The sequence below is a fragment of the Rhizobium sp. WW_1 genome, from assembly GCF_003610155.1.
GTDB classification, from domain to species: Bacteria; Pseudomonadota; Alphaproteobacteria; order Rhizobiales; family Rhizobiaceae; genus Rhizobium; species Rhizobium tropici_A.
This window is the reverse complement of sequence record NZ_RAIN01000001.1, coordinates 650,837-677,318: the sequence shown is the minus strand read 5'-3', so window position 1 is coordinate 677,318 and position 26,482 is coordinate 650,837. Positions and strand designations below refer to the sequence as shown.

General features: G+C 60.2%; 30 protein-coding genes. 20 read left to right on the top strand and 10 right to left on the bottom strand.

Going from position 1 to position 26,482, the window contains the following annotated elements; translation table 11 throughout:
- Window positions 1-3: 3 nt before the first annotated feature.
- Window positions 4-1,101: a chorismate synthase gene (gene aroC / locus BJ928_RS03205; protein WP_047628771.1), complete on the bottom strand. Its 1,098-nt coding sequence runs from the start codon at window positions 1,099-1,101 to the stop codon at window positions 4-6.
- A 418-nt stretch (window positions 1,102-1,519) separates the two neighbouring features.
- Between aroC and BJ928_RS03200 the strand changes: the two genes are divergently transcribed.
- Window positions 1,520-1,780: a DUF1344 domain-containing protein gene (locus BJ928_RS03200; RefSeq protein ID WP_047627737.1), complete on the top strand. Its 261-nt coding sequence runs from the start codon at window positions 1,520-1,522 to the stop codon at window positions 1,778-1,780.
- A gap of 111 nt (window positions 1,781-1,891) precedes the next feature.
- Here BJ928_RS03200 and BJ928_RS03195 read toward each other — a convergent pair whose 3' ends face one another.
- The 4 genes from BJ928_RS03195 to BJ928_RS03180 form a co-directional block, all read right to left on the bottom strand.
- Window positions 1,892-2,488 carry a histidine phosphatase family protein gene (locus BJ928_RS03195; RefSeq protein ID WP_047627735.1) on the bottom strand — a complete coding sequence of 199 codons (597 nt, stop codon included), beginning with the start codon at window positions 2,486-2,488 and terminating at the stop codon, window positions 1,892-1,894.
- A gap of 18 nt (window positions 2,489-2,506) precedes the next feature.
- The gene (gene fabI, locus BJ928_RS03190; protein WP_047627733.1) at window positions 2,507-3,325 is read right to left on the bottom strand and encodes an enoyl-ACP reductase FabI; all 819 of its coding nucleotides are present in this window, start codon (window positions 3,323-3,325) and stop codon (window positions 2,507-2,509) included.
- Window positions 3,326-3,447: 122 nt separating this feature from the next.
- The gene (locus tag BJ928_RS03185; protein ID WP_047628770.1) at window positions 3,448-4,605 is read right to left on the bottom strand and encodes a DnaJ domain-containing protein; all 1,158 of its coding nucleotides are present in this window, start codon (window positions 4,603-4,605) and stop codon (window positions 3,448-3,450) included.
- Between the two features lie 314 nt (window positions 4,606-4,919).
- Window positions 4,920-5,378, bottom strand: a complete 459-nt coding sequence (locus BJ928_RS03180; RefSeq protein ID WP_047627732.1) for an RT0821/Lpp0805 family surface protein — start codon at window positions 5,376-5,378, stop codon at window positions 4,920-4,922.
- A gap of 64 nt (window positions 5,379-5,442) precedes the next feature.
- Between BJ928_RS03180 and pdxH the strand changes: the two genes are divergently transcribed.
- On the top strand, window positions 5,443-6,063 hold the full coding sequence (gene pdxH, locus BJ928_RS03175) for a pyridoxamine 5'-phosphate oxidase (RefSeq protein WP_047627731.1): 621 nt from the start codon (window positions 5,443-5,445) through the stop codon (window positions 6,061-6,063).
- A gap of 100 nt (window positions 6,064-6,163) precedes the next feature.
- On the opposite strand, the gene BJ928_RS03170 is transcribed toward pdxH, so the two are convergent.
- A complete protein-coding gene (locus BJ928_RS03170) occupies window positions 6,164-7,222 on the bottom strand; it encodes a polysaccharide deacetylase family protein (RefSeq protein WP_047627730.1) in 1,059 nt (352 codons plus the stop codon).
- Between the two features lie 227 nt (window positions 7,223-7,449).
- On the opposite strand from BJ928_RS03170, the gene BJ928_RS03165 reads away from it, so the two are divergent.
- Together BJ928_RS03165 and BJ928_RS03160 are read left to right on the top strand one after the other, a co-directional pair.
- A complete protein-coding gene (locus BJ928_RS03165) occupies window positions 7,450-8,736 on the top strand; it encodes a D-alanyl-D-alanine carboxypeptidase family protein (RefSeq protein WP_047627728.1) in 1,287 nt (428 codons plus the stop codon).
- Between the two features lie 108 nt (window positions 8,737-8,844).
- Window positions 8,845-9,150 carry a pyrophosphatase gene (locus BJ928_RS03160; protein ID WP_047627727.1) on the top strand — a complete coding sequence of 102 codons (306 nt, stop codon included), beginning with the start codon at window positions 8,845-8,847 and terminating at the stop codon, window positions 9,148-9,150.
- Between the two features lie 30 nt (window positions 9,151-9,180).
- Here the strand turns inward: BJ928_RS03160 and tldD are convergent, their stop codons facing one another.
- On the bottom strand, window positions 9,181-10,596 hold the full coding sequence (tldD, locus tag BJ928_RS03155) for a metalloprotease TldD (protein ID WP_047627725.1): 1,416 nt from the start codon (window positions 10,594-10,596) through the stop codon (window positions 9,181-9,183).
- A 64-nt stretch (window positions 10,597-10,660) separates the two neighbouring features.
- Complete coding sequence (locus BJ928_RS03150; RefSeq protein ID WP_047628769.1) at window positions 10,661-11,284, bottom strand: invasion associated locus B family protein; 624 nt, start codon at window positions 11,282-11,284, stop codon at window positions 10,661-10,663.
- Window positions 11,285-11,621: 337 nt separating this feature from the next.
- On the opposite strand from BJ928_RS03150, the gene coxB reads away from it, so the two are divergent.
- The 7 genes from coxB to BJ928_RS03115 all read left to right on the top strand — a co-directional run bounded on the left by coxB (window position 11,622) and on the right by BJ928_RS03115 (window position 17,457).
- A complete protein-coding gene (coxB, locus tag BJ928_RS03145) occupies window positions 11,622-12,512 on the top strand; it encodes a cytochrome c oxidase subunit II (protein ID WP_047627723.1) in 891 nt (296 codons plus the stop codon).
- A gap of 14 nt (window positions 12,513-12,526) precedes the next feature.
- A complete protein-coding gene (ctaD, locus tag BJ928_RS03140) occupies window positions 12,527-14,221 on the top strand; it encodes a cytochrome c oxidase subunit I (RefSeq protein WP_047627721.1) in 1,695 nt (564 codons plus the stop codon).
- A gap of 58 nt (window positions 14,222-14,279) precedes the next feature.
- Window positions 14,280-15,239, top strand: coding sequence for a heme o synthase (locus BJ928_RS03135; RefSeq protein WP_047627719.1), 960 nt, complete (start codon window positions 14,280-14,282; stop codon window positions 15,237-15,239).
- Window positions 15,236-15,376: a hypothetical protein gene (locus tag BJ928_RS03130; RefSeq protein WP_047627717.1), complete on the top strand. Its 141-nt coding sequence runs from the start codon at window positions 15,236-15,238 to the stop codon at window positions 15,374-15,376. The genes BJ928_RS03135 and BJ928_RS03130 overlap by 4 nt, the downstream gene beginning before the upstream one ends.
- A gap of 9 nt (window positions 15,377-15,385) precedes the next feature.
- Complete coding sequence (locus tag BJ928_RS03125) at window positions 15,386-15,997, top strand: cytochrome c oxidase assembly protein (RefSeq protein ID WP_047627716.1); 612 nt, start codon at window positions 15,386-15,388, stop codon at window positions 15,995-15,997.
- A gap of 63 nt (window positions 15,998-16,060) precedes the next feature.
- On the top strand, window positions 16,061-16,939 hold the full coding sequence (locus tag BJ928_RS03120) for a cytochrome c oxidase subunit 3 (RefSeq protein ID WP_047627714.1): 879 nt from the start codon (window positions 16,061-16,063) through the stop codon (window positions 16,937-16,939).
- A 143-nt stretch (window positions 16,940-17,082) separates the two neighbouring features.
- Window positions 17,083-17,457 carry a hypothetical protein gene (locus BJ928_RS03115; protein ID WP_063769435.1) on the top strand — a complete coding sequence of 125 codons (375 nt, stop codon included), beginning with the start codon at window positions 17,083-17,085 and terminating at the stop codon, window positions 17,455-17,457.
- 24 nt (window positions 17,458-17,481) lie between these two features.
- On the opposite strand, the gene BJ928_RS03110 is transcribed toward BJ928_RS03115, so the two are convergent.
- The gene (locus BJ928_RS03110; RefSeq protein ID WP_047627713.1) at window positions 17,482-18,132 is read right to left on the bottom strand and encodes a chloramphenicol phosphotransferase; all 651 of its coding nucleotides are present in this window, start codon (window positions 18,130-18,132) and stop codon (window positions 17,482-17,484) included.
- Between the two features lie 149 nt (window positions 18,133-18,281).
- Between BJ928_RS03110 and BJ928_RS03105 the strand changes: the two genes are divergently transcribed.
- From BJ928_RS03105 to BJ928_RS03080, 6 genes are all read left to right on the top strand, one after another.
- On the top strand, window positions 18,282-18,701 hold the full coding sequence (locus BJ928_RS03105; RefSeq protein ID WP_047627712.1) for a DUF983 domain-containing protein: 420 nt from the start codon (window positions 18,282-18,284) through the stop codon (window positions 18,699-18,701).
- A gap of 7 nt (window positions 18,702-18,708) precedes the next feature.
- Window positions 18,709-19,455 (top strand): SURF1 family protein, encoded by a 747-nt coding sequence (locus tag BJ928_RS03100; RefSeq protein WP_052227490.1) that lies wholly within the window; start codon window positions 18,709-18,711, stop codon window positions 19,453-19,455.
- A 160-nt stretch (window positions 19,456-19,615) separates the two neighbouring features.
- The gene (ispH, locus tag BJ928_RS03095; RefSeq protein WP_047627710.1) at window positions 19,616-20,623 is read left to right on the top strand and encodes a 4-hydroxy-3-methylbut-2-enyl diphosphate reductase; all 1,008 of its coding nucleotides are present in this window, start codon (window positions 19,616-19,618) and stop codon (window positions 20,621-20,623) included.
- 202 nt (window positions 20,624-20,825) lie between these two features.
- The gene (locus BJ928_RS03090; protein ID WP_047627708.1) at window positions 20,826-21,791 is read left to right on the top strand and encodes a homoserine kinase; all 966 of its coding nucleotides are present in this window, start codon (window positions 20,826-20,828) and stop codon (window positions 21,789-21,791) included.
- On the top strand, window positions 21,788-22,228 hold the full coding sequence (gene rnhA, locus BJ928_RS03085) for a ribonuclease HI (RefSeq protein ID WP_047627706.1): 441 nt from the start codon (window positions 21,788-21,790) through the stop codon (window positions 22,226-22,228). The genes BJ928_RS03090 and rnhA overlap by 4 nt, the downstream gene beginning before the upstream one ends.
- Window positions 22,229-22,385: 157 nt before the next feature.
- On the top strand, window positions 22,386-22,883 hold the full coding sequence (locus BJ928_RS03080) for an N-acetyltransferase (protein ID WP_047627705.1): 498 nt from the start codon (window positions 22,386-22,388) through the stop codon (window positions 22,881-22,883).
- A 74-nt stretch (window positions 22,884-22,957) separates the two neighbouring features.
- Here BJ928_RS03080 and BJ928_RS03075 read toward each other — a convergent pair whose 3' ends face one another.
- Complete coding sequence (locus BJ928_RS03075) at window positions 22,958-23,623, bottom strand: YiiX/YebB-like N1pC/P60 family cysteine hydrolase (RefSeq protein ID WP_052227469.1); 666 nt, start codon at window positions 23,621-23,623, stop codon at window positions 22,958-22,960.
- Between the two features lie 276 nt (window positions 23,624-23,899).
- On the opposite strand from BJ928_RS03075, the gene BJ928_RS03070 reads away from it, so the two are divergent.
- From BJ928_RS03070 to BJ928_RS03060, 3 genes are read left to right on the top strand one after another with little or no spacing between them, the layout of a single operon-like run.
- A complete protein-coding gene (locus tag BJ928_RS03070) occupies window positions 23,900-24,337 on the top strand; it encodes a GNAT family N-acetyltransferase (RefSeq protein ID WP_047627704.1) in 438 nt (145 codons plus the stop codon).
- Window positions 24,334-24,960, top strand: coding sequence for an NAD(P)H-dependent oxidoreductase (locus tag BJ928_RS03065; protein ID WP_047627702.1), 627 nt, complete (start codon window positions 24,334-24,336; stop codon window positions 24,958-24,960). The genes BJ928_RS03070 and BJ928_RS03065 overlap by 4 nt, the downstream gene beginning before the upstream one ends.
- Window positions 24,961-24,999: 39 nt before the next feature.
- On the top strand, window positions 25,000-26,451 hold the full coding sequence (locus BJ928_RS03060; protein ID WP_197070112.1) for a PLP-dependent aminotransferase family protein: 1,452 nt from the start codon (window positions 25,000-25,002) through the stop codon (window positions 26,449-26,451).
- The last annotated feature ends 31 nt before the right edge of the window (window positions 26,452-26,482 follow it).

Here is a 26,482-nt window from a genome sequence, read left to right as displayed (position 1 = left end):
TTCCTATCTCTCTCGGCCCGTCTGGCCGCGATCCCTCAGATAATGGTCGGCAACGGCACAGGCAACCATGGCCTCGCCGATCGGCACGGCACGAATGCCGACGCAGGGATCGTGGCGGCCCTTGGTGCGCACATCGACATTGTTTCCGTCCGCGTCGATCGATTGGCGTTCCGTCAGGATCGAGGAAGTCGGCTTGATGGCGAAACGAGCGATCACCGGCTCGCCGGTGGATATGCCGCCGAGGATGCCACCGGCATGATTGGAGAGGAAAATCCGCTTGCCGTCGTTGCCCATGCGCATCGCATCGGCATTCTCCTCGCCGGTCAGTTCGGCGGACGCGAAGCCTTCGCCGATTTCGACGCCCTTGACGGCGTTGATCGACATCAGCAGCGAGGCGATATCCTGGTCGAGCTTGCCATAGATCGGCGCGCCAAGACCCGCTGGCACGCCTTCGGCGACGACTTCGACGACAGCGCCGATCGAGGAGCCTGCCTTGCGGATGCCGTCGAGATATTCTTCCCACACCGGCACGATTTCGGGATCGGGAGCGAAGAACGGGTTCTGGTCGACCTGCGCCCAATCCCAGTTGGCGCGGTTGATCTTGTGCTTGCCGATCTGCACCAGCGCACCGCGGATCGTCACACCGGGCACGACGAGGCGGGCGATGCCGCCGGCGGCGACGCGCGCCGCCGTTTCGCGGGCCGAGGAGCGGCCGCCGCCGCGATAGTCGCGGATGCCGTACTTGACGTCATAGGTATAGTCGGCATGGCCGGGGCGATAGCGCCTCGCGATCTCGCCATAATCCTTCGAGCGCTGGTCTGTGTTTTCGATCAGCATCGAGATCGGCGTGCCCGTTGAGATCATGGTCTCGCCGTCCTCGTCGAACATCACACCGGACAGTACCTTGACCAGATCGTCCTCGCGTCGCTGTGTGACGAAACGGGACTGGCCTGGCTTGCGCTTGTCGAGCCAGACCTGAAGATCCTCGAGCTTGAAGCGGAGGCCGGGAGGGCAACCGTCGACGACGCAGCCGAGTGCCGGCCCGTGGCTTTCGCCCCAGGTGGTGACGCGGAAGAGGTGACCGAATGTATTGTGCGACATGAAAAACGACCGGATTGGTGCAGCCTGACGGGCAGGCCGCGTCTTGTCTCTTGCAATTTCGGCCCACTCATAGAGCATGATGCCGAAAAGTGTAAGCGATTTTCGGGCGACGTCACGCTCTACCTATTTGATTCCAGTGCCAGATGATCGAGGCCGGTCGGGTCTCGATCATCTGGCGGAGCCAAAATGCCGGCAAGACAAAATCTTTCTTTCCAGCAGACCCGAAACGGTTGCCGTTGCCACCTTCCGTTGCGCCATCATTATGGTAAACAAAGATTAATCCCTGCTGTGGATTGTGACGATGCATTCACCAATTGGGCGAGCAAGGCCACTATTGCGGGCAACTTCCGCCATATTCGCAGTGTTCTTTACGACGCATAAGAAATCACAATTGAATTTGACCTGAAGGGTAACGACGATGCGCTTTTTTGTAGCGACGCTTTTGGCCACGGCAAGCTTGCTTGCGCCCGTCGCAGGCTTTGCCGAAAGCGCGGATGTCGAGGCTGTCATCAAGAAGGTCGATACCAAAAATTACAGCATCACGCTGGATGACGGCAAGAACTATCAGGTGCCGGAGGATTTCGATTTCAGCGGCCTGCAGGCGGGCGTGAAGGTCGTCGTCTTCTATACCGAAGTCGATGGCAAGCGCGTCGTCAACGACCTCGATATCGTTCAGTAAATAACGCTGCCGCCGGGCAACCGGCGATCCGGGCGGATTGTCCGCATCTAAAATGATTGTTCTTCCATGATCCCAGAGTACGCAGCCATCTGCGCCTGATCGAGGACAGTCCTACATCCAACCGATGATCTTCATTTCGGGATCGACTTTCAGGATCTGGTCCTGATGGATCGGGATTTCCGCCGCCTCTTCCTTGTCGACATCGCCGATCAGACGAAACAGCGTGCGGATGACGCCGCCATGTGTGACGCAGACCGTGGGGCGATCGACCGATGCCAGCCATGAGCCGATACGCCAGGAAAGGATTTCATAGCTTTCGGCGTCATCGCCTGGCGGGATGAAATCCCATTTGTTTGCCTTGCGTTCGGCAAGCCTGTCGGGCGCGGTCGCCTTCAATTCCTTGAGGGTAAAGCCTTCCCAGGCGCCGAAGGACAGCTCGACCAATCTCTCGTCGGTGCGATAGTCCTTGGGAGGCAGGCCCATGGCATCACGCGCGATTTCCATGGTTTCGCGGGTACGCCGCAATGGGCTGGCGACGAAATCGAAGGGTATGTTTTCGAAGGCGAGGATTTCGGCGAGATCAATACCATTCTGTCGCGCTTGTTCGCGGCCGATGGAATTCAGATCGATATCCTTCTGACCTTGCAGCCGGCGCTCGGCATTCCAGTCGGTCTGACCGTGGCGTATCACATAGAGGATGGGCGACACGGTCAGCTTCCTGTTTGGTCAGTCCTTCGCGACGGAAATGTCGGGCGCGTCCACGGCCTTCATGCCGACCGTATGATAGCCGGAATCGACGTGGTGGATTTCGCCGGTAACGGCCGTCGAGAGATCGGACAGCAGATAGAGGGCCGAGTTGCCGACTTCGTCGATTGTAACAGTCCGCTTCAGCGGCGCGTTATACTCGTTCCACTTCAGGATATAGCGGAAGTCGCCGATGCCGGAAGCTGCGAGCGTCTTGATCGGGCCAGCCGAAATTGCGTTGACGCGAATGCCGCGGCTGCCGAGATCGACTGCGAGGTAGCGCACGCTTGCTTCGAGAGCCGCCTTGGCCACACCCATGACGTTGTAGTGCGGCATGACCTTTTCCGCACCATAATAGGTGAGGGTGATCATAGAGCCGCCGTCATTCATGATTCGCTCGGCGCGCTGTGCAACTGCCGTGAAGGAATAGACCGAGATGTCCATCGTCTTCGTGAAGTTGTCGCGGCTGGTATCGAGGTAACGGCCGGTCAGTTCGTCCTTGTCGGAAAACGCGATGGCGTGCACGACGAAATCGATCTTGCCCCATTTGGCTTCCAGCGCATCGATGACGGCATCGATCGTCGCCGGCTCGGTGACGTCGCAATGGCCTGCCATGAAGGCGCCGAGTTCCTGAGCGAGCGGCTCGACGCGCTTCTTCAGAGCGTCGCCCTGCCACGTCAACGCGATTTCGGCTCCGGCTTCCGAACAGGCCTTGGCAATACCCCACGCTATCGAACGGTTGTTTGCTACGCCGAGGATGACGCCGCGTTTGCCTGCCATGAGGCCAGTGGATTGAGCCATATTCTGCTCCCTTGAACTTTCGAATGACCCTGCCTATGGCATAGGCCGTTCCCCTGTTCAAGCATCGTAAAGATCATCAACTGTTAGGGATCGTAACAAAGGGTGCTGTTGTCACCAAAATTTCACAGGAAAAGTCCTTCGCGCATGCTGCGCATGAGATCCATGACCTTATCGTCGGGTTTTTCCCACAGCATCAGCCGCAATTCGACGATGAGATCGCCTTTTCCGCCATTGCCGTCGGGCAATCCCTCGCCGGAAATGCGAACGACCTGATCCGAACCGGACCAGGCCGGCACCGTGATCTTGACCGGCCCGTTCAATCCTTCGATCATGGTCTCGTAGCCGAGGACTGCGTTCTCGATGGTAACGGGCAGGATCGTACGCACATCGCTGCCGTCGAGCGTGAAGCGCCCGTCTGTCGATAGATGAACGGTCACGGCGACGTCTCCACGCAGCATGCCCTGCAGTTTCAGTCCCTGGCCCTTGAGATGAAGCACCTGGCCATTGGAGATATCGGTCGTTGCCTGGAAGCGCGCCTCGCGACTGTCGGGCAGCGGAACCGTGATCCAGCGGCTCTTCAGCATGTCCTCGATGGTCACTGTGGCTTCGGCGGCCACCTCCGGGGTTTTCTCCGGCGGCTTTTCGGGGGCGCTGCCGCCCGTGATACGTCGGACCAGCGAGCCGAGAATGCCGAAGGCGGATCGAGAGCCGGCTGAAGCGGTTGCGAGCTGCTCTTCTTCCGTCTGCTGCTCTTCCGGCAATGCAGTATTGGGCTGCTCTTGCGGCTTTTCAGCCTGCCGCGCGCCGGCTTCCGCCGTAGCTTGGGCCTGCTGCGTCTGCGCCGCCTTCACTCCGAAAATACGCTCGACCATGTCTTCCGGAGATTCGGCGGCATTGCTTTGCTGGCTGGAGGCTGCGGAAGCGGCCGCCTTACGAGCATTGGCCCGGGCGAGTTCTTCCATGATCTTGTCGGCATTGGCGCGTGCTGCCTTGGCCCGCTCGGCAGCGTCGCGCGCCGCCTGCCGCTGCTGGATGATCGTCTGCTCCTGGTTCTGGCCCTTTGCCTCGGCCATGCGCGCGATCTGATCGTAGCGGCTGCGCTTTTGCGGGTCCTTCAGCGTCTCGTAGGCTCGGCCGATTTCGGCAAAGCGCTCCGACGCCGTTGGGTCGCCCAGATTGTGATCGGGATGGGCGGTCTTCGCCAGACTGCGCCAGGCGGCCTTGATTTCGTCAGCCCCCGCATCCTTCCTAACGCCCAGCACCTTGTACGGATCGCGCATCTTTCCCGCCATTATTCATGGATGTGCTCAGCCCCATCGCAGCACCCCAAGCAAAGACCTCGTTGATAGCGCTTCGCCGTCCTGCTTCCTGTCATGGGAAGCAAGCATGGTGCGCCGATGAGCCGATCCTGCGGGAAAAGTTGCTAATCAGGCGTTACGGCGGGTGGGAGCAGGCAATCCCCATTTCGAGGCATGGTTAGCCGATTGCTAACGGCTGATAGCTGGAACCAGCAGGAGGCGGATAGGGAGTGCCCCGCCCATATGCTCGAACGGCTGTCTTCACCGGGAGGCGGAATTAATAGGAGAGGCTGCGATCAGCCTGCCTGCTGGAAGCTCAGCAGTTGCCACTCGCCAAGACCGACCAGGCAGGTCCTGCCGGAGAAGTTGGCAACGCCCTGATAGGAATGCCGGCTGGTGCGGAATTGGCGGCAGACCACGCCGGACGCGTTGCTTTCGATGATGGCGTCGATAACGCCGGCGCTGCCGGTCGACGTGTTTGCCCATGGTATGGGCTGGCCGTTGAGCTTGTGAAGGTCCGCCGAGGTGACGGCATTGCGCACGGTGGTTTCGTCGGAGATGCTGTCGGTCGTTACCGGGGCCGTTGGCACAGTGCCGGTGGAAACGCTACGGTCCACCTTGGCCGAGCTCAGATAGTCCATGCCGCCGCCGACGCAGCCGCCAAGAGCAAAGAGGGAGACCAGGGCGACAGCCATCGTCACGCCTTTTGCAAGCTTGCGCTTTGTATGAACGATCGACTTTGCTATGACTTCCATCCGAACATTTCGGCCAGCCAGAGGGGCCAGCGGTTATCAGGAATTGCGGAGCATTTGAATTAATATGTCGGAAAACGAGTTAACAAGCGGTGACTTCACCGAACAGAACGAACCTTTCACTCTTTTTGCATCCTGGCTGCGCGAAGCTGAGACCACCGAGCCGAACGATCCGAACGCGGTCGCGCTTGCAACGGTGGATAAGGATGGCTTGCCAAATGTCCGCATGGTTCTTCTGAAGGGTTTCGATAGCGACGGATTCGTATTCTATACGAATTTCGAGAGCCAGAAAGGCCAAGAAATTCTTTCCCAGAAGAAAGCCGCCATGTGCTTCCACTGGAAGTCGCTGCGTCGCCAGGTGCGCCTGCGCGGCTTGGTTGAGGTGGTGAGCGACAAGGAAGCCGATGAATATTATAAGACGAGAGCCCGCGGCAGCCGCATCGGCGCCTGGGCCTCGAAGCAGTCTCGCCCCCTTGAAGGTCGTTTCGCGCTTGAGAAGGCGGTTGCCGAATATACCGCCCGCTATGCCATCGGCGACATTCCGCGCCCGCCTTACTGGTCAGGCTTCCGCATCCGGCCGCTCTCGATCGAATTCTGGCACGACCGCCAATTCCGCCTGCACGACCGCATCGAATTTCGTCGCGACGTGCCTGAGGGTGCCTGGCAAAAGGTGCGGATGTATCCCTAAAGTGCTGCGATCATTACGCGCTGGCAGCTTTAGGCGTCTGATTTTGCGAATGTCGTTGTTGCGAATCCGCCGCGCATTTTTGCGCGACGTGCTTTGAGACCTATGCCGTTTCCCGGCGCCCCATCAGCCGCATGGGGATGCCGGAGGCGAGGGCGGACGCATAGCGCGGCTTCTGATAGTGGCCGTTCAGCGACAGTCGCGGCAGCAGCATCGGCGCATCGCCGTTGGTTGCCGTGATTGTGCCGGGGCGCGTGGTGACGCCGACGGAAAAGCCAAGTTCAGCAGCAAGCCGGCCTTCGCGCGGCGAGACGGCTTCGCTCGTGCCATAGGGATAGGCAATCGCCGTTGGCCGCTTTCCGGCGATATCCGCGACATATTCGGCCGAAAGCGCCATCTCCGCCGCCGCTTCCGCCTCCGTGAGCCTCGCCAATGCCCTGTGGCTCACCGTATGCGCGCCGAGCGAAGCAAGGGGATGGCGAGCAAGCTGCCCTAATTCGCCTCGATCCAGGATCGAGGCGCTGACGATGCCGAGCGGCTCCAGTCCATGACGCCTGGCAAGTTCATCGATGCGCCCGACGGCTTCGCTTTCCTCATGAGTGTGGACGAAGGCGGCGAAGCGGGCAAATGCCGTGTGCTTCTGGCCGTCCTTGCCGAGCGGCAGGAATTCGTTTCCCGACCCGAAATCGAATGTCAGCCGATCGAGCCGGCCAAGCAGCTCGGCCAGCGTCTCCCACCATATGCTGTGGGTTCGCTCCGAAAGCCCCTGGGCGACGAAAACGGTGAAGGGTGCATTGTGGCGCTCGAAGACCGGCAGCGCGTGATCGAGATTGTCGCGATTGCCGTCATCGAGCGTGAAGGCGACGAAGGGCGGCTTGCCCGCGGCGTCTTTCGCTCTCAAGGGCAACGCATCGAGCGCGATGAACTCGTAGCCATCCTGTTTCAGCCGCGCGATCGCCCGGTCGAGAAAGTCGGGAGAGACCTCCAGATGTGCGTTCGGCGCAAAGCGGCGGGGAAGGGCAGGGCGGACGTGGTGAAGGGTGAATATCGTGCCAAGGCCAGCCACGCCGCGCATCAGCCCGGCACCCTTCAAAATTGCGGCAGCCTCAAGCCCGCTGGAGATCATCGTGCGCTTGAGGCGGACCTTGATGCCCTGTTCCATGCGGCTCGACCCGGTTGACGACTGTCAACGCTGTAGCGCATCCCCGTTAAACCTTACTGAATCTTCGTCATAATTTCCAATGTGTTAATGGTTATTTTACCAGGAAAGGCAAAATTGAGGAACTATCGAGGCTGTTGCCTCAATATCGCACCGGTATCAGGCTTTTTGTCGCAAAATCATACAGGGATTGATGCGGTGTGTTGGCATTCTTTCGGTTGGGGACAATTATGAAACGACTTTTGATGGCTTTGTCTGCGGCCGTCTTGCTATTGAGCGCTCCTGTAGCGAGCTTCGCGGGCAGCGCCTATTTCATCATGGATGCGAAGACCGGCAAGGTGCTGGCATCGAGCAATGCGGATGACCTCAACCATCCGGCATCGCTGACCAAGATGATGACCTTGTACATGACCTTTGAGGCCATTCACCGCGGCAAGCTGAGCTGGAACACGAGGATACCGGTCTCGCGCGCCGCCGCCGCCAAGCCGCCGACCAAGCTCGGCCTGAAGCCCGGCGGCACCGTGACCGTGCGCGAAGCCGTCGATGGCATGATCATCAAGTCGGCCAACGATGCCGCCGCCGCCATGGCGGAAGCGCTCGGCGGCAGCGAAAGCGGCTTTGCCCGGCTGATGACGCAGAAGGCACGCGAAATCGGCATGCGCCGCACTACCTTCCTGAATGCGTCCGGCCTTCCGAACATGCAGCAGTGGACGACCGCCCGCGACATGTCGACGCTCGCCGTCGCGCTCATCAATAACTACCCCCAGGAATACCGGCTCTTCTCGCAGGCGAGCTTCAATTACCGCGGTCATTATGTGCGCGGCCACAATAATCTGATGTATCGCTACGAAGGCATGGACGGCATCAAGACCGGCTACACCAATGCCTCCGGCTTCAATCTTGTCAGCGCCGTACGCTCCGGCAATCGTCGCGTCATCGGCGTCGTCATGGGCGGCGCCACGGCGCGCGGCCGCGATGCGCTGATGGCCTCGCTGCTCGATCGCTATGTGTCGAAGGCAAGCCCGGTTGCCTCGTCGCGACTGCTGGCGAGCGTCGGTGGCGGCAAGGTGGCCAAGCAGGTTGAAGTCGCGTCCGCATCGAACGACGTTGCCATGGACGTCGATACGCAGACGACCGCGGCCACGCCGCGCAAGCGCACCGAGGTTGTTCCGATGGCATTTGCCGCCGCCTCCAACGTCACCGTACCGATGGACCGTCCGGCTGCGATGGACGAGATCCTCGTTGCCAACAAGCCGGCAGCGAGCGGCAGCTGGCAGGTGCAGATCGCTGCAACCCCGACGGCGCAGGCAGCCAAGGATCTGCTCTCTGAAGCGAAGTCCAAGGCCGGTAACGCGCTCGCCAATGCATCGCCCTACACCGAAGCCGTCGGCAAGGGTGGCAATACCGTCTATCGCGCCCGCTTCGTCGGCTTTACGAGCCGCGACGATGCAAATTCGGCTTGCTCCGCATTGAAGCGCAAGGACTTCGATTGCATGCTGCTGCCGAGCAAGGGCTGAGCACCCTCCCAATTGAATGAAAGCGAGCCGGTGGAGCCAATCTCCGCCGGCTCGACTTTTTGAGGGGAATCGTTCAACGATGTCGAGAACGTAAAGGGAACGACATCCATGCTAAACGATCTGATGAAGCAATTCGAAGCGGCTTCGGTGACCTATGCCGCCGATAACGGCCTGGAACGCGACGACGATTGGTTCGTGCTGAAGCTCCAGGAGGAGATGGGCGAATTGATCCAGATCTGGAACCGGATCACCGGCCGGGGACGGCGCAAGGGCATGAGCGATGCGGATCTGGCAACGGCACTCGCCAATGAAACGGCCGATGTGCTCGGCCATATTCTTTTATTCGCGCATCGCAACGGCCTGGATCTTCCCGGCGCCATCGAGCGCAAATGGCTCTTCCGCCCCCAGGAGTGACAGACGCCCGGGGGATGATGCGGGCAGGGATTAAGCCTTGGTGCCGCCGACCGTGATCTGGTCCATCCTGAGGTGCGGCTGACCAACGCCGACGGGAACCCACTGGCCCGCCTTGCCGCAATTGCCGACGCCGGTGTCGAGCTTCATGTCGTTGCCGATCATCGTGACGCGTTTCATCGCATCCGGGCCGTTGCCGATCAGCATGGCGCCCTTGATCGGAGCGCCGACCTTGCCGTCCTCGATGAGATAGGCCTCAGTGCAGCCGAAGACGAACTTGCCCGAGGTGATGTCGACCTGGCCGCCGCCGAAGGAAACGGCATAAATGCCCTTCTTCACCGAGGCGATGATTTCTTCCGGCGTCTTGTCGCCGCCGAGCATATAGGTGTTGGTCATGCGCGGCATCGGCGTATGAGCATAGCCCTGGCGGCGGCCGTTGCCGGTCGCCTTCATGCCCATCAGTCGCGCATTCTGCCGGTCTTGCATGTAGCCGACCAACTTGCCGTTCTCGATCAGTACATTGTAGGCCGAAGGCGTGCCTTCGTCGTCGACCGTGATCGAGCCGCGGCGATTCTCTATCGTACCGTCGTCGACGACGGTCACACCGGGCGCGGCCACCATCTGACCCAAAAGCCCGGCAAAAGCGGAGGTCTTCTTGCGGTTGAAATCGCCTTCCAGCCCATGACCGACGGCTTCGTGCAGCATGACTCCAGGCCAGCCGGAGCCGAGCACGATGTCCATCGTGCCGGCGGGTGCCTCGATCGCCTCGAGATTGACGAACGCCTGGCGCAGGGCTTCGTCGGCGCCGTGGTGCCAATTGTCCTCAGCGACGAAATCACCGAAGCCGATGCGGCCGCCCGTGCCGAAGGAACCGGCTTCCTGCCGGTCGCCGTCGCCGACGATGACGGAGATGTTGACGCGCGTCATCGGCCTGACATCGCGCACGCGGTGGCCGTCGGCGCGCAGAATGTCGACGACCTGCCAGCTCGCGGCAATCGACGCCGTCACCTGGCGCACCTTGTCGCTCTTGTCGCGCAGATAGCTGTCGATCCGCTGCAGGAGTTTCGCCTTTTCCTCGAAGCTCGGCGTGCCGATCGGGTTCTCGTCGCCGTAGAGCACCTTGTTGGTGCGCTGCGGGGCGGCGGCGTAGGAGCCGGCATAGCCCGACGTCACCGCGCGCACGGCGTCGGCGGCGCGCTTCAGCGCGGCCTCGGAGAGATCGCCCGCATGGGCATAGCCCACCGCTTCGCCGGCAACCGCACGAAGACCGAAGCCCTGTTCGGTGTTGAAGCTGCCGCCCTTCATCCGGCCATTGTCGAATGTCAGCGATTCGGCCTGGACATGCTCGACGAAAAGCTCGCCATCGTCGGCGCCTGAGAGCGCCTCGGCAACGATGCCGCGCAGCTTGGCTTCGTCGGCATCGAAAAGAGTAAGGAGATCGGTGTTCATGGGTCAGGTGCTCCGTTCAAAGCCGATGTAGGCTTCGCACGACGCAAGAGCAAGGCCCATCCGATCAGGGAAGGGCGTCATAGCCTTCAGCGAAGCCCTTCAGGTCGACGGGGATGCCGATACCTTCCTCCGGCGACTGGAAGACGATGAAGGTCGCCGTCGCGCCGCTGCGCAGCGTCTTCAGCAGTTCGTCCTCGAGCACGACTTCGGCATAGCAGCCGTCGGAGAAGCAGCGCACGAAATAGGCGCGGCCGATATCCTTGCCGTCGATGTTGAGGCCGAGACCGTTCGGCAGCAGCACGCCGAGCGGCGCCAGCACGCGCAGGATCTTGGACTTGCGGTCAGCCGTCTTCAGCACGACGACGGAAAGGCCGATTTCCGGACGATCCTCGGCAATCACGTTCTGCATCAGCGCGCATTGTTCGGCCGAAGCGCCGGCCGGCTTGTCGCAGACGACGGACCATGCGCCATGGCTGGAGCGGACCGTGCCTGGCGGTTGCGGCACCTGGCTCGTCGGAACCTGCTGCGTATGCGGCTGCGACTGGCCTTGCTGCTGTGGTTGCAACTGCTGGGTCTGCTGCGCCGGCGGCTGAGTCTGCTGTGCCTGTTGCGCCCATGCGGGCGCGGCGACCGCTGCAGCGAGGCTGCCGGTAACAAGCAAAAGCCGGGCGAGGGAACGAAAACCCATGAAAACCTCTAGATTCGAATCAGTGCCGCTATTGTTGAAGCCCAGGCCGGCAAATGAAAAGCCCCGGCTGCTGGATTCCAACCGACTACGGCGGAAATACGACGTCTACTCCATTTTGTCCCGGCGGCGCCATGGACCATGATGCAATTTTTCGTATGATGATGAAATGCTTGCCATGTCCGGGACGAGCATGGGGGGATATTCGCGCAAAAATGCCGCACTAACAAATGTCTTGAGTTGTTGCGGAGCACCCCAAACTGTGGTTTGAAGCGCAATGGATTGTAGGGATACTGCGTTTGAGGAAGATCTGGGATCAAACGCTGGAGGGAGAGACATCGTGATTAAGAGAGCTTATGCGGCTCTGGCGGCTATGATCTGTCTGCTTTTTGCGACAGGTAGCTACGCCGATCAGCCGAGACCTTGGGAAACCGGTATGCAGCAGGCGGCAACCGGCAACATGCATCAAATCCGCTGGTTTGAGGCATACACGCTTTGGTTTATCATTCCGATCACGCTGCTTGTTCTGATCCTCCTGCTGGTGGTCATGGTCAAGTTCCGGGCCTCCAAGAACCCGGTTCCGTCCAAGACGAGCCACAATACGCTGATCGAAGTCATCTGGACCATCGGACCGGTCCTCATCCTTCTCTTCCTGGCCATTCCCTCCTTCAATCTACTGACCGATCAGCTGACTTTCCCGGAGAAGATTGACGTTACAGTCAAGGCGACGGCGACGCAGTGGCAGTGGAACTATGAATACGAGGGCAGTGGCACGTCGCCGCTCGCCTTCGATTCCTTCATGCTGAAGGAGCCGGATCGCGCAGCTGCCGGCAAGGAAGATAAGTCGAAATATCCGCGGCTTCTCGCCGTCGACAACGAAATGGTCGTGCCCGTCGGCAAGAACGTACGCGTTCTCGTCACGGCCGCGCCGACCGACGTCATCCACTCCTTCGCCATGCCTGCCTTCGGCGTCAGGATCGACGCCATTCCGGGCCGTCTGAACGAAACCTGGTTCAACGCCGACCGCGAAGGCCTGTATTATGGACAGTGTTCCGAGCTTTGCGGCAAGGATCACTCTTTCATGCCGATCGCCATCCGTGTCGTCTCCGACGATCAGTACAAGCAGTGGCTAGCCGCTGCTGCAACTGATCTGAACAAGGCGAACAAGGCTCTGATGGCCGCCGTCGATCAACCGACGACCGTCAAGGTCGCCGAAAACACGGCGAAGTAAGAGGGGTAGGAACAATGGCTGGATCTAAGGCACACGACGATCACTCGCACGATCTTCACGACGCCCACGCGCATGACGATCATCACGCACACAAGCAGTCCTTCGCAGACCGCTGGCTGTTTTCGACGAATCACAAGGACATCGGCACGCTCTATCTGATCTTCGCGATCTTTGCGGGCGTCATCGGCTTCCTGCTCTCCGTCGCCATCCGCATGGAGTTGCAGGAACCCGGCATCCAGATCTTCAGCGGTCTGGCGTCGATGGTCTACGGCTTTTCGGGCGATGCCGCGATCGACGGCGGCAAGCAGATGTATAACGTCTTCGTCACCGCCCACGCGCTGATCATGATCTTCTTCATGGTCATGCCTGCCATGATCGGCGGCTTCGCCAACTGGATGGTGCCGATCATGATCGGCGCGCCGGATATGGCCTTCCCGCGCCTGAACAACATTTCCTTCTGGCTCATCGTTCCCGCCTTCCTGCTGCTCATCCTTTCGATGTTCGTCGAAGGTCCGGCAGGCGCCTATGGCGCGGGAGGCGGCTGGACGATGTATGTGCCCTTGTCGGGCACAGTCGGCCATCCCGGCCCGGCGATCGATCTGGTGATCTTCGCGCTGCACCTTGCGGGCGCCTCGTCCATCCTCGGCGCGATCAACTTCATCACGACCATTCTCAACATGCGCGCTCCGGGCATGACGCTGCACAAGATGCCGCTCTTTGCCTGGTCGGTGCTGATCACAGCCTTCCTGCTGCTCCTGTCGCTGCCGGTTCTGGCGGGCGCTATCACCATGGTTCTGACGGACCGCAACTTCGGCACGACCTTCTTCGCGCCGGAAGGCGGCGGCGACCCGCTGCTTTACCAGCACCTCTTCTGGTTCTTCGGCCATCCGGAAGTCTACATCCTGATCCTGCCCGGCTTCGGCATGATCAGCCACATCATCTCGACCTTCTCGCGCAAGCCGATCTTCGGCTATCTCGGCATGGCCTACGCCATGGTTGCGATCGGCGCCGTCGGCTTCGTCGTCTGGGCCCACCACATGTATGTGACCGGCCTGTCGCTCGACACGCAGCGCTATTTCGTCTTCGCGACGATGGTCATCGCGGTCCCGACCGGCGTTAAGGTCTTTTCGTGGATTGCGACGATGTGGGGTGGCTCCATCCAGTTCCGCACGCCGATGATCTGGGCGCTCGGCTTCATCTTCCTGTTCACGCTCGGCGGCGTCACCGGCGTTCAGCTCGCCAATGCCGGCCTCGACCGCGAACTGCACGCGACCTACTTCGTTGTGGCACACTTCCACTACGTCCTGTCGCTTGGTGCCGTCTTCGCCATCTTCGCCGCCTGGTACTACTGGTTCCCGAAGATGACCGGCTACATGTACAATGAGCGGATCGGCAACTGGCACTTCTGGATCACCTTCGTCGGCGTCAACATGGTGTTCTTCCCGCAGCACTTCCTGGGTCGTGCGGGCATGCCGCGCCGCTACATCGACTATCCGGACGCCTATGCCGGCTGGAACTTCGTCTCCTCCATCGGCTCCTATGTCGCAGCCGTGGGCCTTTGCTTCTTCTTCTGGGGCGTTATAGATGCTTTCGTGAAGAAGCGCGTTGCAGGCAACAATCCCTGGGGCGATGGCGCGACCACGCTCGAGTGGCAGCTTTCGTCGCCGCCGCCCCACCATCAGTGGGAAGAGCTGCCGCGCATCAAGTAGCTCATTTCCGGACGCCGTGATAAGCGGCGTCCGGCTCAACTGGTAATTGGAAGAAAGAATGACGGTCATCGACAATCACGAAGCGCTCGCAAAGCAAGGCGAAACCGGCCTGTCGGAAGCGGGTGCGCGCGATTATTTCGAGCTTTTGAAGCCGCGCGTTATGTCGCTGGTCGTCTTCACGGCTTTCACCGGTCTGGTGCTGGCTCCCGGCCACATCAATCCGGTCCTCGGCTTCATTGCCATTCTCTGCATTGCTGTCGGCGCCGGTGCGTCTGGCGCGCTGAACATGTGGTATGACGCCGATATCGACGCCGTGATGACCCGCACGGCACGTCGGCCGATACCCTCAGGTCGCATCAATCCTTCGGAGGCCCTGGCCTTCGGCCTGGTACTGTCCGGCTTCTCGGTGACGATCCTGGGCCTGGCGATCAACTGGCTTTCCGCCGGCATTCTCGCCTTCACCATTTTCTTTTATGCCGTCGTCTATACGATGTGGCTGAAGCGCTCGACGCCGCAGAACATCGTCATCGGCGGTGCGGCCGGCGCATTTCCGCCCGTCATCGGCTGGGCTTGCGTGACCGGCAGCGTGCCGATGGAAAGCATCGTGCTTTTCCTCATCATCTTCCTGTGGACTCCGGCCCATTTCTGGGCACTGGCGCTCTTCAAGATGGGCGATTACGAGGCCGTCGGCGTGCCGATGCTGCCGAATGTCTCGGGTATTCCGACGACGAAGAACCAGATCGTCGTCTACGCGGTGCTCACCGCCATCGTCGGCGTTGTGCCGGCCTTTATGGGCTTCGCCAGTATTGGCTATGGCGTCGTTGCCGCGGTACTCGGCGTGATCTTCGTGCACTGTTCCATCGCCGTCTGGCGTATGGCCGATGGCGACGTGAAGATGGTGCCGGCAAAGAAGCTTTTCGGCTTCTCCATCTTCTATCTCTTTGCAATCTTTTCCGCGCTGCTGATCGACCGGCTCGTTGCCGTGCTGATGTCGGGCGGCGCAGGGGGCTGGCTATGATCGAGCTCGTCAAGCTGACGGAAACGCAGAAGAAATCACGGCGAGGGCGCAACATTGCGCTCGGCCTGGTATTAGCCGGTCTTGTGGTCCTGTTTTATGCGATCACCATCATCAAGGTCGGTTCCGGACACGTTTGAGGAGGCGTCATGGAGGGGGAGGTCACAAAGAGCACGAAGAACGGCGGCCGTAACAACGGGCTGGTCGTTGCCATGTGCCTTAGCTTCGTCATCGGCATGAGCGCCATGTGCGCCGCTGCCGTGCCGCTCTACCGCATGTTCTGCCAGGTGACAGGCTATAACGGCACGACGCAGCGCGTCGAGCAGGTGTCGAACGTCATTCTCGATAAGAAAATCCAGGTTTCCTTCGACGCCAATGTCGCGCCCGGCCTGCCATGGGATTTCAAGCCGCTGCAGGCGTCGGTGAGCCCGAAGATCGGCGAGACGGTCGAGGTCAAGTTTCAGATCGAGAACAAGTCGGACAAGATGGAGCGCGGCCAGGCGATCTTCAACGTCACGCCGCTGGAAGCAGGCGTCTATTTCAACAAGGTCCAATGCTTCTGCTTCAACGAGACGGATCTCGCGCCGGGTGAAAAGCGCGAGATGTCGGTGGTTTTCTATGTCGATCCTGAGATCGCCAAGGCTCCGGAAACCAAGACGATCAATGCGCTGACACTGTCCTACACCTACTACCCACGGGAAGGCGCAAAGCCCGTGGCATCCAACGATGCCGCAGGGCAGCCGGTGGAAAAAAAGCTTTGATGGAGAGTGCTTTTCGGTTCGTCCGGAAGCAATATGGGAAAAAGTTATTCGGGGATTGCTGATATGGCCGAGGCGCATCAGAGAAAACACGACTATCACATTATCGACCCCAGCCCGTGGCCGATCATTGCGGCTTTCGGGGCCTTTGTGATCACTTTCGGCGGTGTCTGTTTCATGCGCTACCTGAATGGTGGCGCAGTGCACCTGTTCGGGATCAATTTCGCGCAGCCCTGGCTGTTCTTCATCGGCCTCGCCGTGATTCTCTACGTCATGTACGGCTGGTGGGCCGATACGATCAAGGAAGCGCATGAGGGCGCACATACCCGCGTCGTCTCGCTGCATCTGCGCTACGGCATGATCATGTTCATCGCCTCCGAGGTGATGTTCTTCGTTGCCTGGTTCTGGGCCTATTTCGATGTCAGCCTGTTCCCGAACGAGGCAATCCAGGCATCGCGCACGGCCTTCCTCGGCGGTCAGTTTCCGCCGAAGGGCCTTGAAGTACTCGATCCCTGGCACCTGCCGATCTACAACACCATCATTCTGCTGCTCTCGGGCACCACGGTTACCTGGGCGCACCACGCGCTGCTGCATGGCGATCGCAAGGGGCTGATCCAGGGTCTGACGCTGACCGTGTTGCTTGGCGCATTGTTCTCCTGCGTGCAGGCCTATGAATATGCCCATGCGCCGTTCGAGTTCAAAAACTCGATTTATGGCGCGACCTTCTTCATGGCGACCGGCTTCCACGGTTTCCACGTTCTGATCGGTACGATCTTCCTGCTGGTCTGCCTGGTCCGCGCCATCCGGGGCGATTTCACGCCGAAGCAGCATTTTGGCTTCGAGGCGGCCGCGTGGTACTGGCACTTCGTCGACGTCGTCTGGCTGTTCCTGTTCTTCTGCATCTACATCTGGGGCAGTTGGGGCGCGCCTGTCGCGGCTGGCTGATCGATAGCTGGACGTCATCTCGCAAAAGATTGTCCTCGCAAAAATCGGGCAGAGCCTGAGGTTTTGCGAGGACATTTTGTTTTTGCGAAACAGCGGAATTGCAGATTGCCGACAAACGCACTTCGCCATACGCTGCCGCAATCATGGACCAACAACTCGATGAAATTCTGAAGGCCCTTTGTGCCCGTGAGCCGCTCTTCCACAGAAGAGAATTCGGCACGTCGCGCGCCGATCTTGAACGCATAATCGATGATGCTTTCTGGGAGATCGGAGCAAGCGGAAGCATCTATCGGCGCGACTTTGTCATCGAGACGCTCCTGGAGCGCTATTCACGCGGGCCGGAGCCGCACGATTGGCCTTGTCGCGATTTCAGCCTCACACCGTTGGCGATGGATCTCTTTCTCCTTTCCTACATTTTGGAAGAGCCGAGGCGGGTGACGCGTCGGTCGACCATCTGGCGTTCGACGAATGAAGGCTGGAAAGTTGTCTTTCATCAGGGAACCCCGATGCACGCGTAGACGTCCGCGCTTGCATTTTTTGCCTCAGCTATGCTGGGCAATCCTCTCGAATGCGGTGGGGTGGCGCAGGCCTCCGGCAAGCAATTGCCGGATTTCAGCGGCGCAGGTTTCGGGGCTGCTCACTGACGTATCGACTTCCAGATCGTAGATCCCCGGTCGGTGAACCTGCTCCTGCCAGGCAATGACCGGCGCGGGGATGGGCATGTCCGCTGCGACCGTAACGTAAGTCCCCTGCCTTTCCGGCCCCTCATCGAGCCTCCGTTGCATGACCACGTCGAGCGGGCAGTGCACGCCAACAAACAGAACGGGCAGCCTTGCCAGTAATTTGGCGCAATCGGCGAGGATGCCGAGCGGTTGCGAGTAATCGTCGTGATGCCCGAACTCCGCGACCACGTTCAGGCCTACGCGGCTATGGGCGGCGATCGAGGCATAGAGTGCGGCATAAAAGCGCGGAACGAGTGGCTCGAGATCGGGCCTTTCGCCGCCGGGCCGCAAGCCGATACCCGGACGATAACGGGGAGGCGTGATATGTCGCACATAGGCGTCAACGCCGAGATTGATCCACACGCCCTCGAAATCAGCCTGTATCGCCTCGACGATGCTGCTTTTCCCGGAACGCGGCGCACCGTTGAGAATGACGATCTGGCCGTATGGCTGGCCTTCGCTGAATGGCATGAATCCAATCCTTTCGGCATGCTTTCCGGGCCGATGACGCCGATATCCGAGCTTTTCGATTGGACGGATGCGGTCATCGCGGTTACTGATGATGACAGGGGCGAGGTCGGTATACTCGCCCGCAATAGCAGGCCGATCGAGACAGAACTTTGAGCTCAGAGCAAGACAAGACGCCGGAAGCGGCATCCCATACGGACAGCGCGCTCTTTGCGCCCGTCGATCCGTTCAAGGTCGGTATCCGGGGATGTTGCCCTCGTTGCGGCCAAGGCAAGCTCTTCGATGGATTATTATCGCTGAAGCCGCGCTGTGCCGCCTGCAATCTCGACTATGCCTTCGCCGATGCCGGCGATGGTCCGGCGGTCTTCGTCATTCTCATCGTCGGTTTCATCGTCATCGGCTTGGTTCTGTGGATGCAGATCAATTACGCGCCGCCCGTCTGGGTCTATATCGTGCTGTTTGCGCCGTTGACGATCATATTGTCGCTTCTGTCGTTGCGCTGGTGCAAGGGTATCCTGATTGCGCTGCAGTACCGCAACAATGCCAGCGAAGGGCGCGTCCATCGTGACTGAGTCCGCCATGCCCGCGCGTCGCGCCAATCCCCTGTGGCAGGTCGCCAAAGCGCTGTTTCTCCTTGTTGCGCTCGTTATCCTCCTCGGGCTGGGCACCTGGCAGGTGGAGCGGCTGCAGTGGAAGGAAGGTCTGCTGGCGGATATCGCCGCCCGCAAGGATGCGCCCGCCGTGCCGCTATCGGCGATCGAGACGATGGTGGCGTCGGGTGGCGATATCGAATATCGCGTGGTGACGGCCACGGGCCATTACCTCAACGATAAGGAGCGGCATTTCCTCGCCACCTACGACGGCGATCCCGGCTATCACATTTATACGCCGCTGCAGCTTAGCGATGGCCGCTATGTCTTCGTCAACCGAGGCTTTGTACCCACCGAGGCGAAGGACCCCGAAAAGCGCAAGCAGGGTGAACTGGCTGGCGAGCAGACCGTCACCGGGCTTGCCCGCGCCAAACTCGCCGAGCGGCCCGACGGCATGCCGGACAACGATCTCGGCAAGGACATCTTCTTCTGGAAAGATCTGGATGTCATGGCGGAGAGCGTCGGATTGCCGAAGGACAAGGTGCTGCCCTTCTTCATCGATGCCGACAAGACCCCCAATCCGCAGGGCCTGCCGATCGGCGGCGTTACGATCATCGATCTGCCGAACAATCATCTGCAATATGCGGTGACCTGGTATGGATTGGCCATCGCGCTGGTGGCAATCGTCGCCATCTCCTGGTGGCGCAAGCATCATCCGGATGCGCCCTCACAATAGAGACATGCAATAGAATTGCTTCATTTCGATGGAATATTCGGCTAGAGCATGATCCAAAAAGTGCGCAGCGGTTTTTTGGATAAATCATGCGGACTGAATGGAGCAGGCGGACGGGCGTCCCTATCTATGCTCAGCCATCGTCGCGTATTTCGGAAGAGACATGAACATAGCCGTTTCCAAACCTGACCTGACCATCCGGCTCTGCGGACCGCGCGGCTTCTGTGCCGGCGTCGACCGCGCCATCCAGATCGTCGTTCTGGCGCTGAAGGCCTATGGCGCGCCTGTGTATGTCCGCCACGAAATCGTCCACAACCGCTATGTCGTCGAGGGGCTGGAGGCGAAGGGCGCCATCTTCGTCGAGGAGCTGGACGAAATCCCGGCCGAACACCGCGCCCAGCCCGTCGTTTTCTCGGCGCATGGCGTGCCGAAATCCGTGCCGGCGGATGCGGATTCGCGCAATCTCTTCTATCTCGATGCCACCTGTCCGCTGGTTTCCAAGGTGCACAAGCAGGCCATGCGGCACAATCGCCTCGGCCGCCACGTCGTCTTGATCGGTCATGCCGGCCACCCGGAAGTGATCGGCACCATGGGCCAACTGCCCGAGGGTGCCGTGTCGCTGATCGAGACGGTGGAGGATGCCGACGTCTATGAGCCCGCTGATCCCGACAATCTCGGTTTCGTGACGCAAACGACGCTCTCGGTCGACGACACCGCCGGCGTCATTGCAAGGCTGCAGGAGCGCTTCCCGAATCTGACAGCGCCGGCGGCAGACTCCATCTGCTACGCTACGACCAACCGACAGGAAGTGGTGAAGGAGGCAGCTCCCGGCTGCGATCTCTTCATCGTCGTCGGCGCTCCGAATTCCTCCAATTCCAAGCGCTTGGTCGAAGTGGCGCTGAGGGCAGGGGCGACGAAATCCGTCCTCGTCCAGCGTGCGTCCGAGATCGATTGGGACAATATCGGCGATATCAGGACCGTTGGCCTCTCGGCTGGTGCATCTGCGCCAGAAGTCATCGTCAACGAGATCATAGAAGCGTTCCGCGCCCGCTATAATGCCGTGGTGGAACTCGCTGAAACTGTGAAGGAAACCGAGAATTTCCTCGTCAATCGCGAGCTTCGCAGTATAGAGCTGACGACAGCAGACATGGCTTTCGTCAACGGCGAATAAAGAGGGGCCACCTCGTCCTTCGAGGCTTTGCCGCTTGCGTCGCATCGGCAAAGCACCTCAGGATGAGGGGACAAGAGTTTCGCCGCCAGACGCCTGGATTAGCCCTCATGGTAAGGAGGCCCCGCTGAGCTTGTCGAAGGGGGCCGTCTCGAACCACGAGGGCGGGCGGCCATGGCGCAGGCGTGTATCAAGGGAATAATTCGTGGCCGTTTATACCGATATTACCGAAGACGATTTGAAGTGGTTCCTGACGGAGTATGATGTCGGCGAGTTGCTCTCCTATAAGGGCATCGCTGAAGGTGTCGAGAACTCGAACTTCCTGCTGCACACCAGCCGCGACCCGCTGATCCTGACGCTCTATGAGAAGCGCGTCGACAAGGGCGACCTGCCGTTTTTCCTGGGGCTGATGCAGCATCTGGCAAGCCGCGGTCTTTCGTGCCCGCTGCCTTTGCCGCGCCGCGACGGCGAATTGCTCGGTCATCTCTCCGGCCGCCCGGCTGCCTTGATCTCCTTTCTCGAAGGCATGTGGCTACGCAAGCCCGAGGCGCAGCATTGCCGCGAAGTCGGCAAGGCGTTGGCCGCCATGCACATCGCCGGCGAGGGCTTCGACATCCGACGTCCGAACGCCTTGTCGCTTGAGGGCTGGCGGACGCTTTGGGAAAAGTCCGCGGCGCGCGCCGACGAAGTCGAGGCCGGCCTGCAGGACGAAATCCGCGGCGAGTTCGATTTCCTCGGAAAGCATTGGCCGAAAGATCTGCCCGAGGGCGTCATCCATGCCGATCTCTTCCCGGACAATGTCTTCTTTCTCGGCGACACGCTGTCCGGTCTGATCGATTTCTATTTCGCCTGCAACGACCAGCTCGCCTACGACGTCTCGATCTGCCTCAATGCCTGGTGCTTCGAGAAGGATCACGCCTACAACATCACGAAGGGCATGGCGCTGCTCGAGGGCTATCAGAGCGTGCGGCCGCTGAGTGTCGCCGAGATCGCCGCGCTGCCGACGCTTGCGCGTGGTTCGGCGCTACGCTTCTTCCTGACGCGGCTCTATGACTGGCTGACGACGCCTGCCGGCGCATTGGTCACCAAGAAGGACCCGATCGAATATCTGCGCAAGCTGCGCTTCCATCGCCAGATCGCTTCATCAGCCGAATACGGGCTAAAGGCATGAAGCACGTCGATATTTTTACCGACGGCGCTTGCTCCGGCAATCCCGGTCCCGGCGGCTGGGGCGCCGTGCTTCGCTATGGCGAAGTCGAAAAGGAACTGTCCGGCGGCGAAGCGGATACGACCAATAACCGCATGGAGTTGATGGCGGCAATCTCCGCGCTGTCGGCCCTGAAGAGCCCTTGCGAAGTCGATCTCTATACGGACAGCGTCTACGTCAAGGACGGCATCACCAAGTGGATTTTCGGCTGGAAGAAGAACGGCTGGAAAACCGCCGACAAGAAGCCGGTCAAGAATGCCGAGCTGTGGCAGGCACTGGACGAGGCCTATAACAGGCATAAGGTGACGCTCCATTGGGTGAAGGGCCATGCCGGCCATCCGGAGAACGAGCGGGCCGACGAGCTGGCCCGCAAGGGCATGGAGCCTTTCAAGAAGAAATAGGCCCTGGCATGGCCGGCATCCTGCGCTCGGCCTGCCTGATGCTCATATGCAAAGGGCCGAGGATGCTTCGGCATTCTCGATTGATCGCGTCGTGCGGTGTTGAACCGCTGCGCTTGCTTCAGTAAACCCGGCATGGCTGAAACGATAAGGATACAAAATGGAAATCCGTCTCGAGGAGCCGAAAGATGCCGAAGCGATCCGTCGCATAACGAAGGCGGCCTTCGCCTCGATCGAGCATAGCAGCCAGACCGAAGCGGAGATCATCGATGCTCTTCGCAGCGCCGGGGCATTGACGATCTCGCTCGTCGCGACAGAAGAGGCGGATGTCATTGGACATATCGCCTTTTCACCGGTCATGATCGAGGGAGAACATCTCGGCTGGTATGGGCTCGGACCCGTCTCGGTGGCGCCAGATCACCAGAAGAAGGGCATTGGTGCGCTGCTGATTCGCGAAGGCCTTTCGCGCCTGGCTAAAGCCGGAGCCAAAGGCTGCGTCGTTCTCGGAGAACCGGATTACTATAAGCGTTTCGGCTTCGAGAATGATCCCGGCCTCGTGCTCGAGGGAGTGCCCGCCGAATATTTCATGAGGCTGGTCCTGGATGGTTCCGCGCCTTCCGGGCGCGTCGACTACCATCAGGGCTTCAACGCCAGCTGATGCGAACTACGATCGGGACCGGCGGCGGCAAATTTGCGGGCCGTTCCGTTCGTCGACGGGCGGCACCATTGCCATCAGAGCGGATAGTTCGAATAGATCATCTTGAGATTTGGATCATTGGCGATGCTGACGGGAGTGACGAGACTCTGGTTGAGGATGTATCGATAGCACTGGTCGAAATCAAAACCGCGTTCCGTGCATTCGCTGTCGCGCTCCCATCGCGACTGGACTAGCTTCCTGACAAGCATGTTGTCCATGTTCAGCTCCGATATTTTTTCCACCTTGCCGATCTCGATGCCCACGGCTTTATAAGCGAGATAAGGCAGCTCGCTGCAGTAGATCGCGTCATTGTTGAAGGAGAAGAAGAGATCGTAGGGTTTGCCGTAGAGCGTGCGGGCATAGGCCAGCAGCCGCTGTGCCATTTCAGGCGTGATGCGCTGATCGCGGTAGATCGCAACTCGCTTCAGCAGGCCGCGATTGACCCAGGCCTTTAGCGGCGTCTCTTTGACCTTCGCAGCGGCCTCGATGACCGTGATGACCCCATGGTCATTTTTGATGATGCCCATGTGTGAAAAGGCGGAGCCGGTCGCGAACATGATGGCGCCCGATTGATTGCTGGTCGATGTCTGGAAAATCAGATCGCCATCCTGAAGCAGCGGATAGTCGCCACCAGCAGTGGCATAGAGCGTTCCTGCGATAAGGCAGATGCATAGCATCGCCGCCAGTATCAGCTTCTTCATGTGCCCTCTGAACCGATTGAAAGCTCTGGATTAAGTAGGCCTCTTTCCGTGATCATTCGCGCTGAAAGATGGCATCTGCAGGGCCAGCGACAAAGCGGGCTGCGATTTGAGCGGCAATCCTGGCGAGAATCATTGAACAGTTCCCCTTGGAAACAGGAAGCCGCCCAAGCGGAAACAGGATTGGATCATGGCCCATTCCGTTTTTCGTTTTTTGGTTCTGTCGACCGGGCCATCGGAGGCGTAGCTCTTGCCTGTCTCAAATCAGCGAGAGCCAACATGATCTTCAGGCATATCGAAAGCGCAGACGACATTGGCGAAAGCTTTGCCGTAATGCGCGAGCTGCGACCGCATATCGAGGACGTCGATCTTTATCGTGAACGCGTCCAGCGCCAGCAGCGGGACGGTTATCGACTGCTCGCGGTCTGGCAGAACAACGAGTTGTCGGGGCTTGCCGGCTACCGCCATCTCGAAAACCTGATTTATGGACGGTTCACCTATGTCGACGATCTGGTGGTGCGCCAATCCTGCCAGCGCTCCAGGCTCGGCGAGGGCTTGATCGATGAGGTTCGCGCGCTGGCGAGGGCGGATGGGCGCGTCATGCTCGTGCTGGACACCGGGCTCGCCAATTCGCTCGCGCAGCGCTTCTATTTCCGCAACGGCCTGCTCGCGCGTGGTCTGCATTTCAGCCAGCGCCTCGAGGAAGCCGGCATATGAAAACCATCCTTCTCGTCAATGCCAGCCCACTTGGCGCGGCCTCGCGCGTCTATGCCGTGGCAAGGAAGGCGGCCGACAACCTGCTTGAGGCCGAGCCAGATGTCATGCTCGTCGAACGCGATCTTTCCGCCATGCGCCTCCCGCCGATCGCCGGAGACTACGCCGATGCGATCGTTCAACGGGCAGAAAGCCATGTGCCGGCTTTCGCGCAATCGGAGCGGTTGATCGAGGATGTTATCGCTTGCGACTATCTGATCGTCGCGACACCGATGCACAATTTCTCCGTGCCGGCATCGTTGAAACTCTGGATCGATTATGTGCTGCGCGCCGGCCGCACCTTCACCCACAGGGATGGCAATAAGGTCGGCCTGCTCGAAGATCGTCCGGCACTCGTTGTCGTCGGCTCCGGCGGCTTCTACAACGGTGCGCAGGCGCGCCAGCCGGATTACCTCTCGCCCTATTTGACCCATGTACTGGCGACGATCGGCATCGGCAGCGTGCAGTTCATTCATCTCCAGGGGCTAGTGAGGCCGGACATGGCCGAGCAGGCTTGCGAACTTGCCGATCGGCAGCTTGCCGTTCATCCCGTCTTCGGGCTAGCGTCTGCGCTCACAGGATCGTAAGAGGGGCTATTGCCCCCGACAGGCAGGGGCAGAGCCTTCATGGCGAAGCAGGTAGTTGCGGATCAGGCGAAAGGCATGGTGCTTTCGCGCGACGATACCAATCCGATCTACCTGCAGATCTGCGCGCGCTTCAAGACGGCCATCGCGGAGGGGCGCCTCGTGCCGGGCGACCGGATGCCCTCCGTGCGGGCGCTGGCGAGCGAGCTTGGCCTATCGCGCGGAACGATCAATCTGGCCTATCAGATCCTTGCGGAAGAGGGATATGTCGAATTTCGTGGTGCGGCCGGTACATTCGTCGACATGCGGCTCCGAACGCCGGAAAAGAGTGGCGCCCCGCCGCCTGCCCCAAGAGGGGTTTTGAGCGAACAGTCGCCGAATGCGAGACCCTTCCAGCTCGGTCTTCCCGCGCTTGACGCCTTTCCGCGCAAGACGTGGAACAGGCTCGTCAGCCATTGCTCGCGGCAACTCGGGGCGGGGCAGCTCGGCTATCCGCAACTGACAGGCCTGCCGGCCCTTCGCGAGCGCATCGCAGCCTATCTCGCTTTGTCGCGCGGCATCGCCTGCCAGCCGGAGCAGATCTTCGTGACGGCAGGTCATCGTGCCAGTCTGGGGCTGATCATGCGCGCGCTCTACCGCCCAGACGATGGTATTTGGTTCGAGGATCCCGGCTACCCGGTCGCGAGGGAATTCCTGTTGTCGATCCGTGCCAGGCTGCATCCTGTTCCTGTCGACTGCGATGGTCTGATGGTAGAGGCGGGAAGGCGGCTTGCGCCGCATGCGCGCTTCGCCGTCGTCACCCCCGCCAACCAGAGCCCGCTTGGCGTGATGATGTCGATGGAGCGCCGTACGGCACTGCTCGAGTGGGCTGGAGAGAGCCAGCGCTGGATCATCGAGGACGACTACGATAGCGAGTATCGCTATAACCGCCGTCCGCCATTGTCGCTCAAGGCCATGGATCGTGGCGAGCGCGTCCTCTTCACCGGATCGTTCAGCAAGGTTCTCTATCCCGCGCTGCGGCTTGCCTATCTGGTCGTACCGCAGTCGGAGATAGAGACTTTCGAGCGTGCCTGCCGCGCTGCCAGCGCCGGCTGTCCCGAATTCCATCAGGCCGTCATCGCCGATTTTATGGAGCAGGGCTATTTCATCCGCCATCTCAAGAAGATGCGGGCGCTCTATGCCGACCGCCGCCAGCTTCTGGTCGATGTCATGCACGATGTCTTCGGCGATCGGGTTACGGCAATTTCGCCACCGGCAGGCCTGCATCTGGCCATGCAGTTTCAGGGTTATCGCGCTCCCGCAAGCCAGATAGCCGCCTTGGCGCAGGCGGAAGGCTTCGGCCTGCAACCCTTGTCGCTCTGGCACATGGGACCACAATTGATCGACGGCCTGCTGCTCGGTTTTACCAATCTTGAAAGCAGAGAGATGGCTGGCTCGCTCGCCAGGCGCCTGAAGGACATCTGCATCGCGGCGGGTCGCGAGCGTCGGGCCTGATATTGGCCTAGTCGAATCTGCAATTCTTGCC

Coding starts and splice junctions, on each gene's coding strand:
- rnhA (WP_047627706.1), top strand. CDS start 21,788: ATGAAGCACGTCGATATTTTTACCGACGGCGCTTGCTCCGGCAATCCC.
- BJ928_RS03120 (WP_047627714.1), top strand. CDS start 16,061: ATGGCCGAGGCGCATCAGAGAAAACACGACTATCACATTATCGACCCC.
- BJ928_RS03135 (WP_047627719.1), top strand. CDS start 14,280: ATGACGGTCATCGACAATCACGAAGCGCTCGCAAAGCAAGGCGAAACC.
- BJ928_RS03070 (WP_047627704.1), top strand. CDS start 23,900: ATGATCTTCAGGCATATCGAAAGCGCAGACGACATTGGCGAAAGCTTT.
- BJ928_RS03100 (WP_052227490.1), top strand. CDS start 18,709: ATGCCCGCGCGTCGCGCCAATCCCCTGTGGCAGGTCGCCAAAGCGCTG.
- BJ928_RS03080 (WP_047627705.1), top strand. CDS start 22,386: ATGGAAATCCGTCTCGAGGAGCCGAAAGATGCCGAAGCGATCCGTCGC.
- BJ928_RS03130 (WP_047627717.1), top strand. CDS start 15,236: ATGATCGAGCTCGTCAAGCTGACGGAAACGCAGAAGAAATCACGGCGA.
- ctaD (WP_047627721.1), top strand. CDS start 12,527: ATGGCTGGATCTAAGGCACACGACGATCACTCGCACGATCTTCACGAC.
- BJ928_RS03065 (WP_047627702.1), top strand. CDS start 24,334: ATGAAAACCATCCTTCTCGTCAATGCCAGCCCACTTGGCGCGGCCTCG.
- BJ928_RS03200 (WP_047627737.1), top strand. CDS start 1,520: ATGCGCTTTTTTGTAGCGACGCTTTTGGCCACGGCAAGCTTGCTTGCG.
- aroC (WP_047628771.1), bottom strand. CDS start 1,101: ATGTCGCACAATACATTCGGTCACCTCTTCCGCGTCACCACCTGGGGC.
- fabI (WP_047627733.1), bottom strand. CDS start 3,325: ATGGCTCAATCCACTGGCCTCATGGCAGGCAAACGCGGCGTCATCCTC.
- tldD (WP_047627725.1), bottom strand. CDS start 10,596: ATGAACACCGATCTCCTTACTCTTTTCGATGCCGACGAAGCCAAGCTG.
- BJ928_RS03060 (WP_197070112.1), top strand. CDS start 25,000: ATGGCGAAGCAGGTAGTTGCGGATCAGGCGAAAGGCATGGTGCTTTCG.
- BJ928_RS03075 (WP_052227469.1), bottom strand. CDS start 23,623: ATGAAGAAGCTGATACTGGCGGCGATGCTATGCATCTGCCTTATCGCA.
- BJ928_RS03115 (WP_063769435.1), top strand. CDS start 17,083: ATGGACCAACAACTCGATGAAATTCTGAAGGCCCTTTGTGCCCGTGAG.
- BJ928_RS03165 (WP_047627728.1), top strand. CDS start 7,450: ATGAAACGACTTTTGATGGCTTTGTCTGCGGCCGTCTTGCTATTGAGC.
- pdxH (WP_047627731.1), top strand. CDS start 5,443: ATGTCGGAAAACGAGTTAACAAGCGGTGACTTCACCGAACAGAACGAA.
- BJ928_RS03110 (WP_047627713.1), bottom strand. CDS start 18,132: ATGCCATTCAGCGAAGGCCAGCCATACGGCCAGATCGTCATTCTCAAC.
- BJ928_RS03185 (WP_047628770.1), bottom strand. CDS start 4,605: ATGCGCGATCCGTACAAGGTGCTGGGCGTTAGGAAGGATGCGGGGGCT.
- BJ928_RS03150 (WP_047628769.1), bottom strand. CDS start 11,284: ATGGGTTTTCGTTCCCTCGCCCGGCTTTTGCTTGTTACCGGCAGCCTC.
- BJ928_RS03125 (WP_047627716.1), top strand. CDS start 15,386: ATGGAGGGGGAGGTCACAAAGAGCACGAAGAACGGCGGCCGTAACAAC.
- BJ928_RS03180 (WP_047627732.1), bottom strand. CDS start 5,378: ATGGAAGTCATAGCAAAGTCGATCGTTCATACAAAGCGCAAGCTTGCA.
- ispH (WP_047627710.1), top strand. CDS start 19,616: ATGAACATAGCCGTTTCCAAACCTGACCTGACCATCCGGCTCTGCGGA.
- BJ928_RS03160 (WP_047627727.1), top strand. CDS start 8,845: ATGCTAAACGATCTGATGAAGCAATTCGAAGCGGCTTCGGTGACCTAT.
- BJ928_RS03170 (WP_047627730.1), bottom strand. CDS start 7,222: ATGGAACAGGGCATCAAGGTCCGCCTCAAGCGCACGATGATCTCCAGC.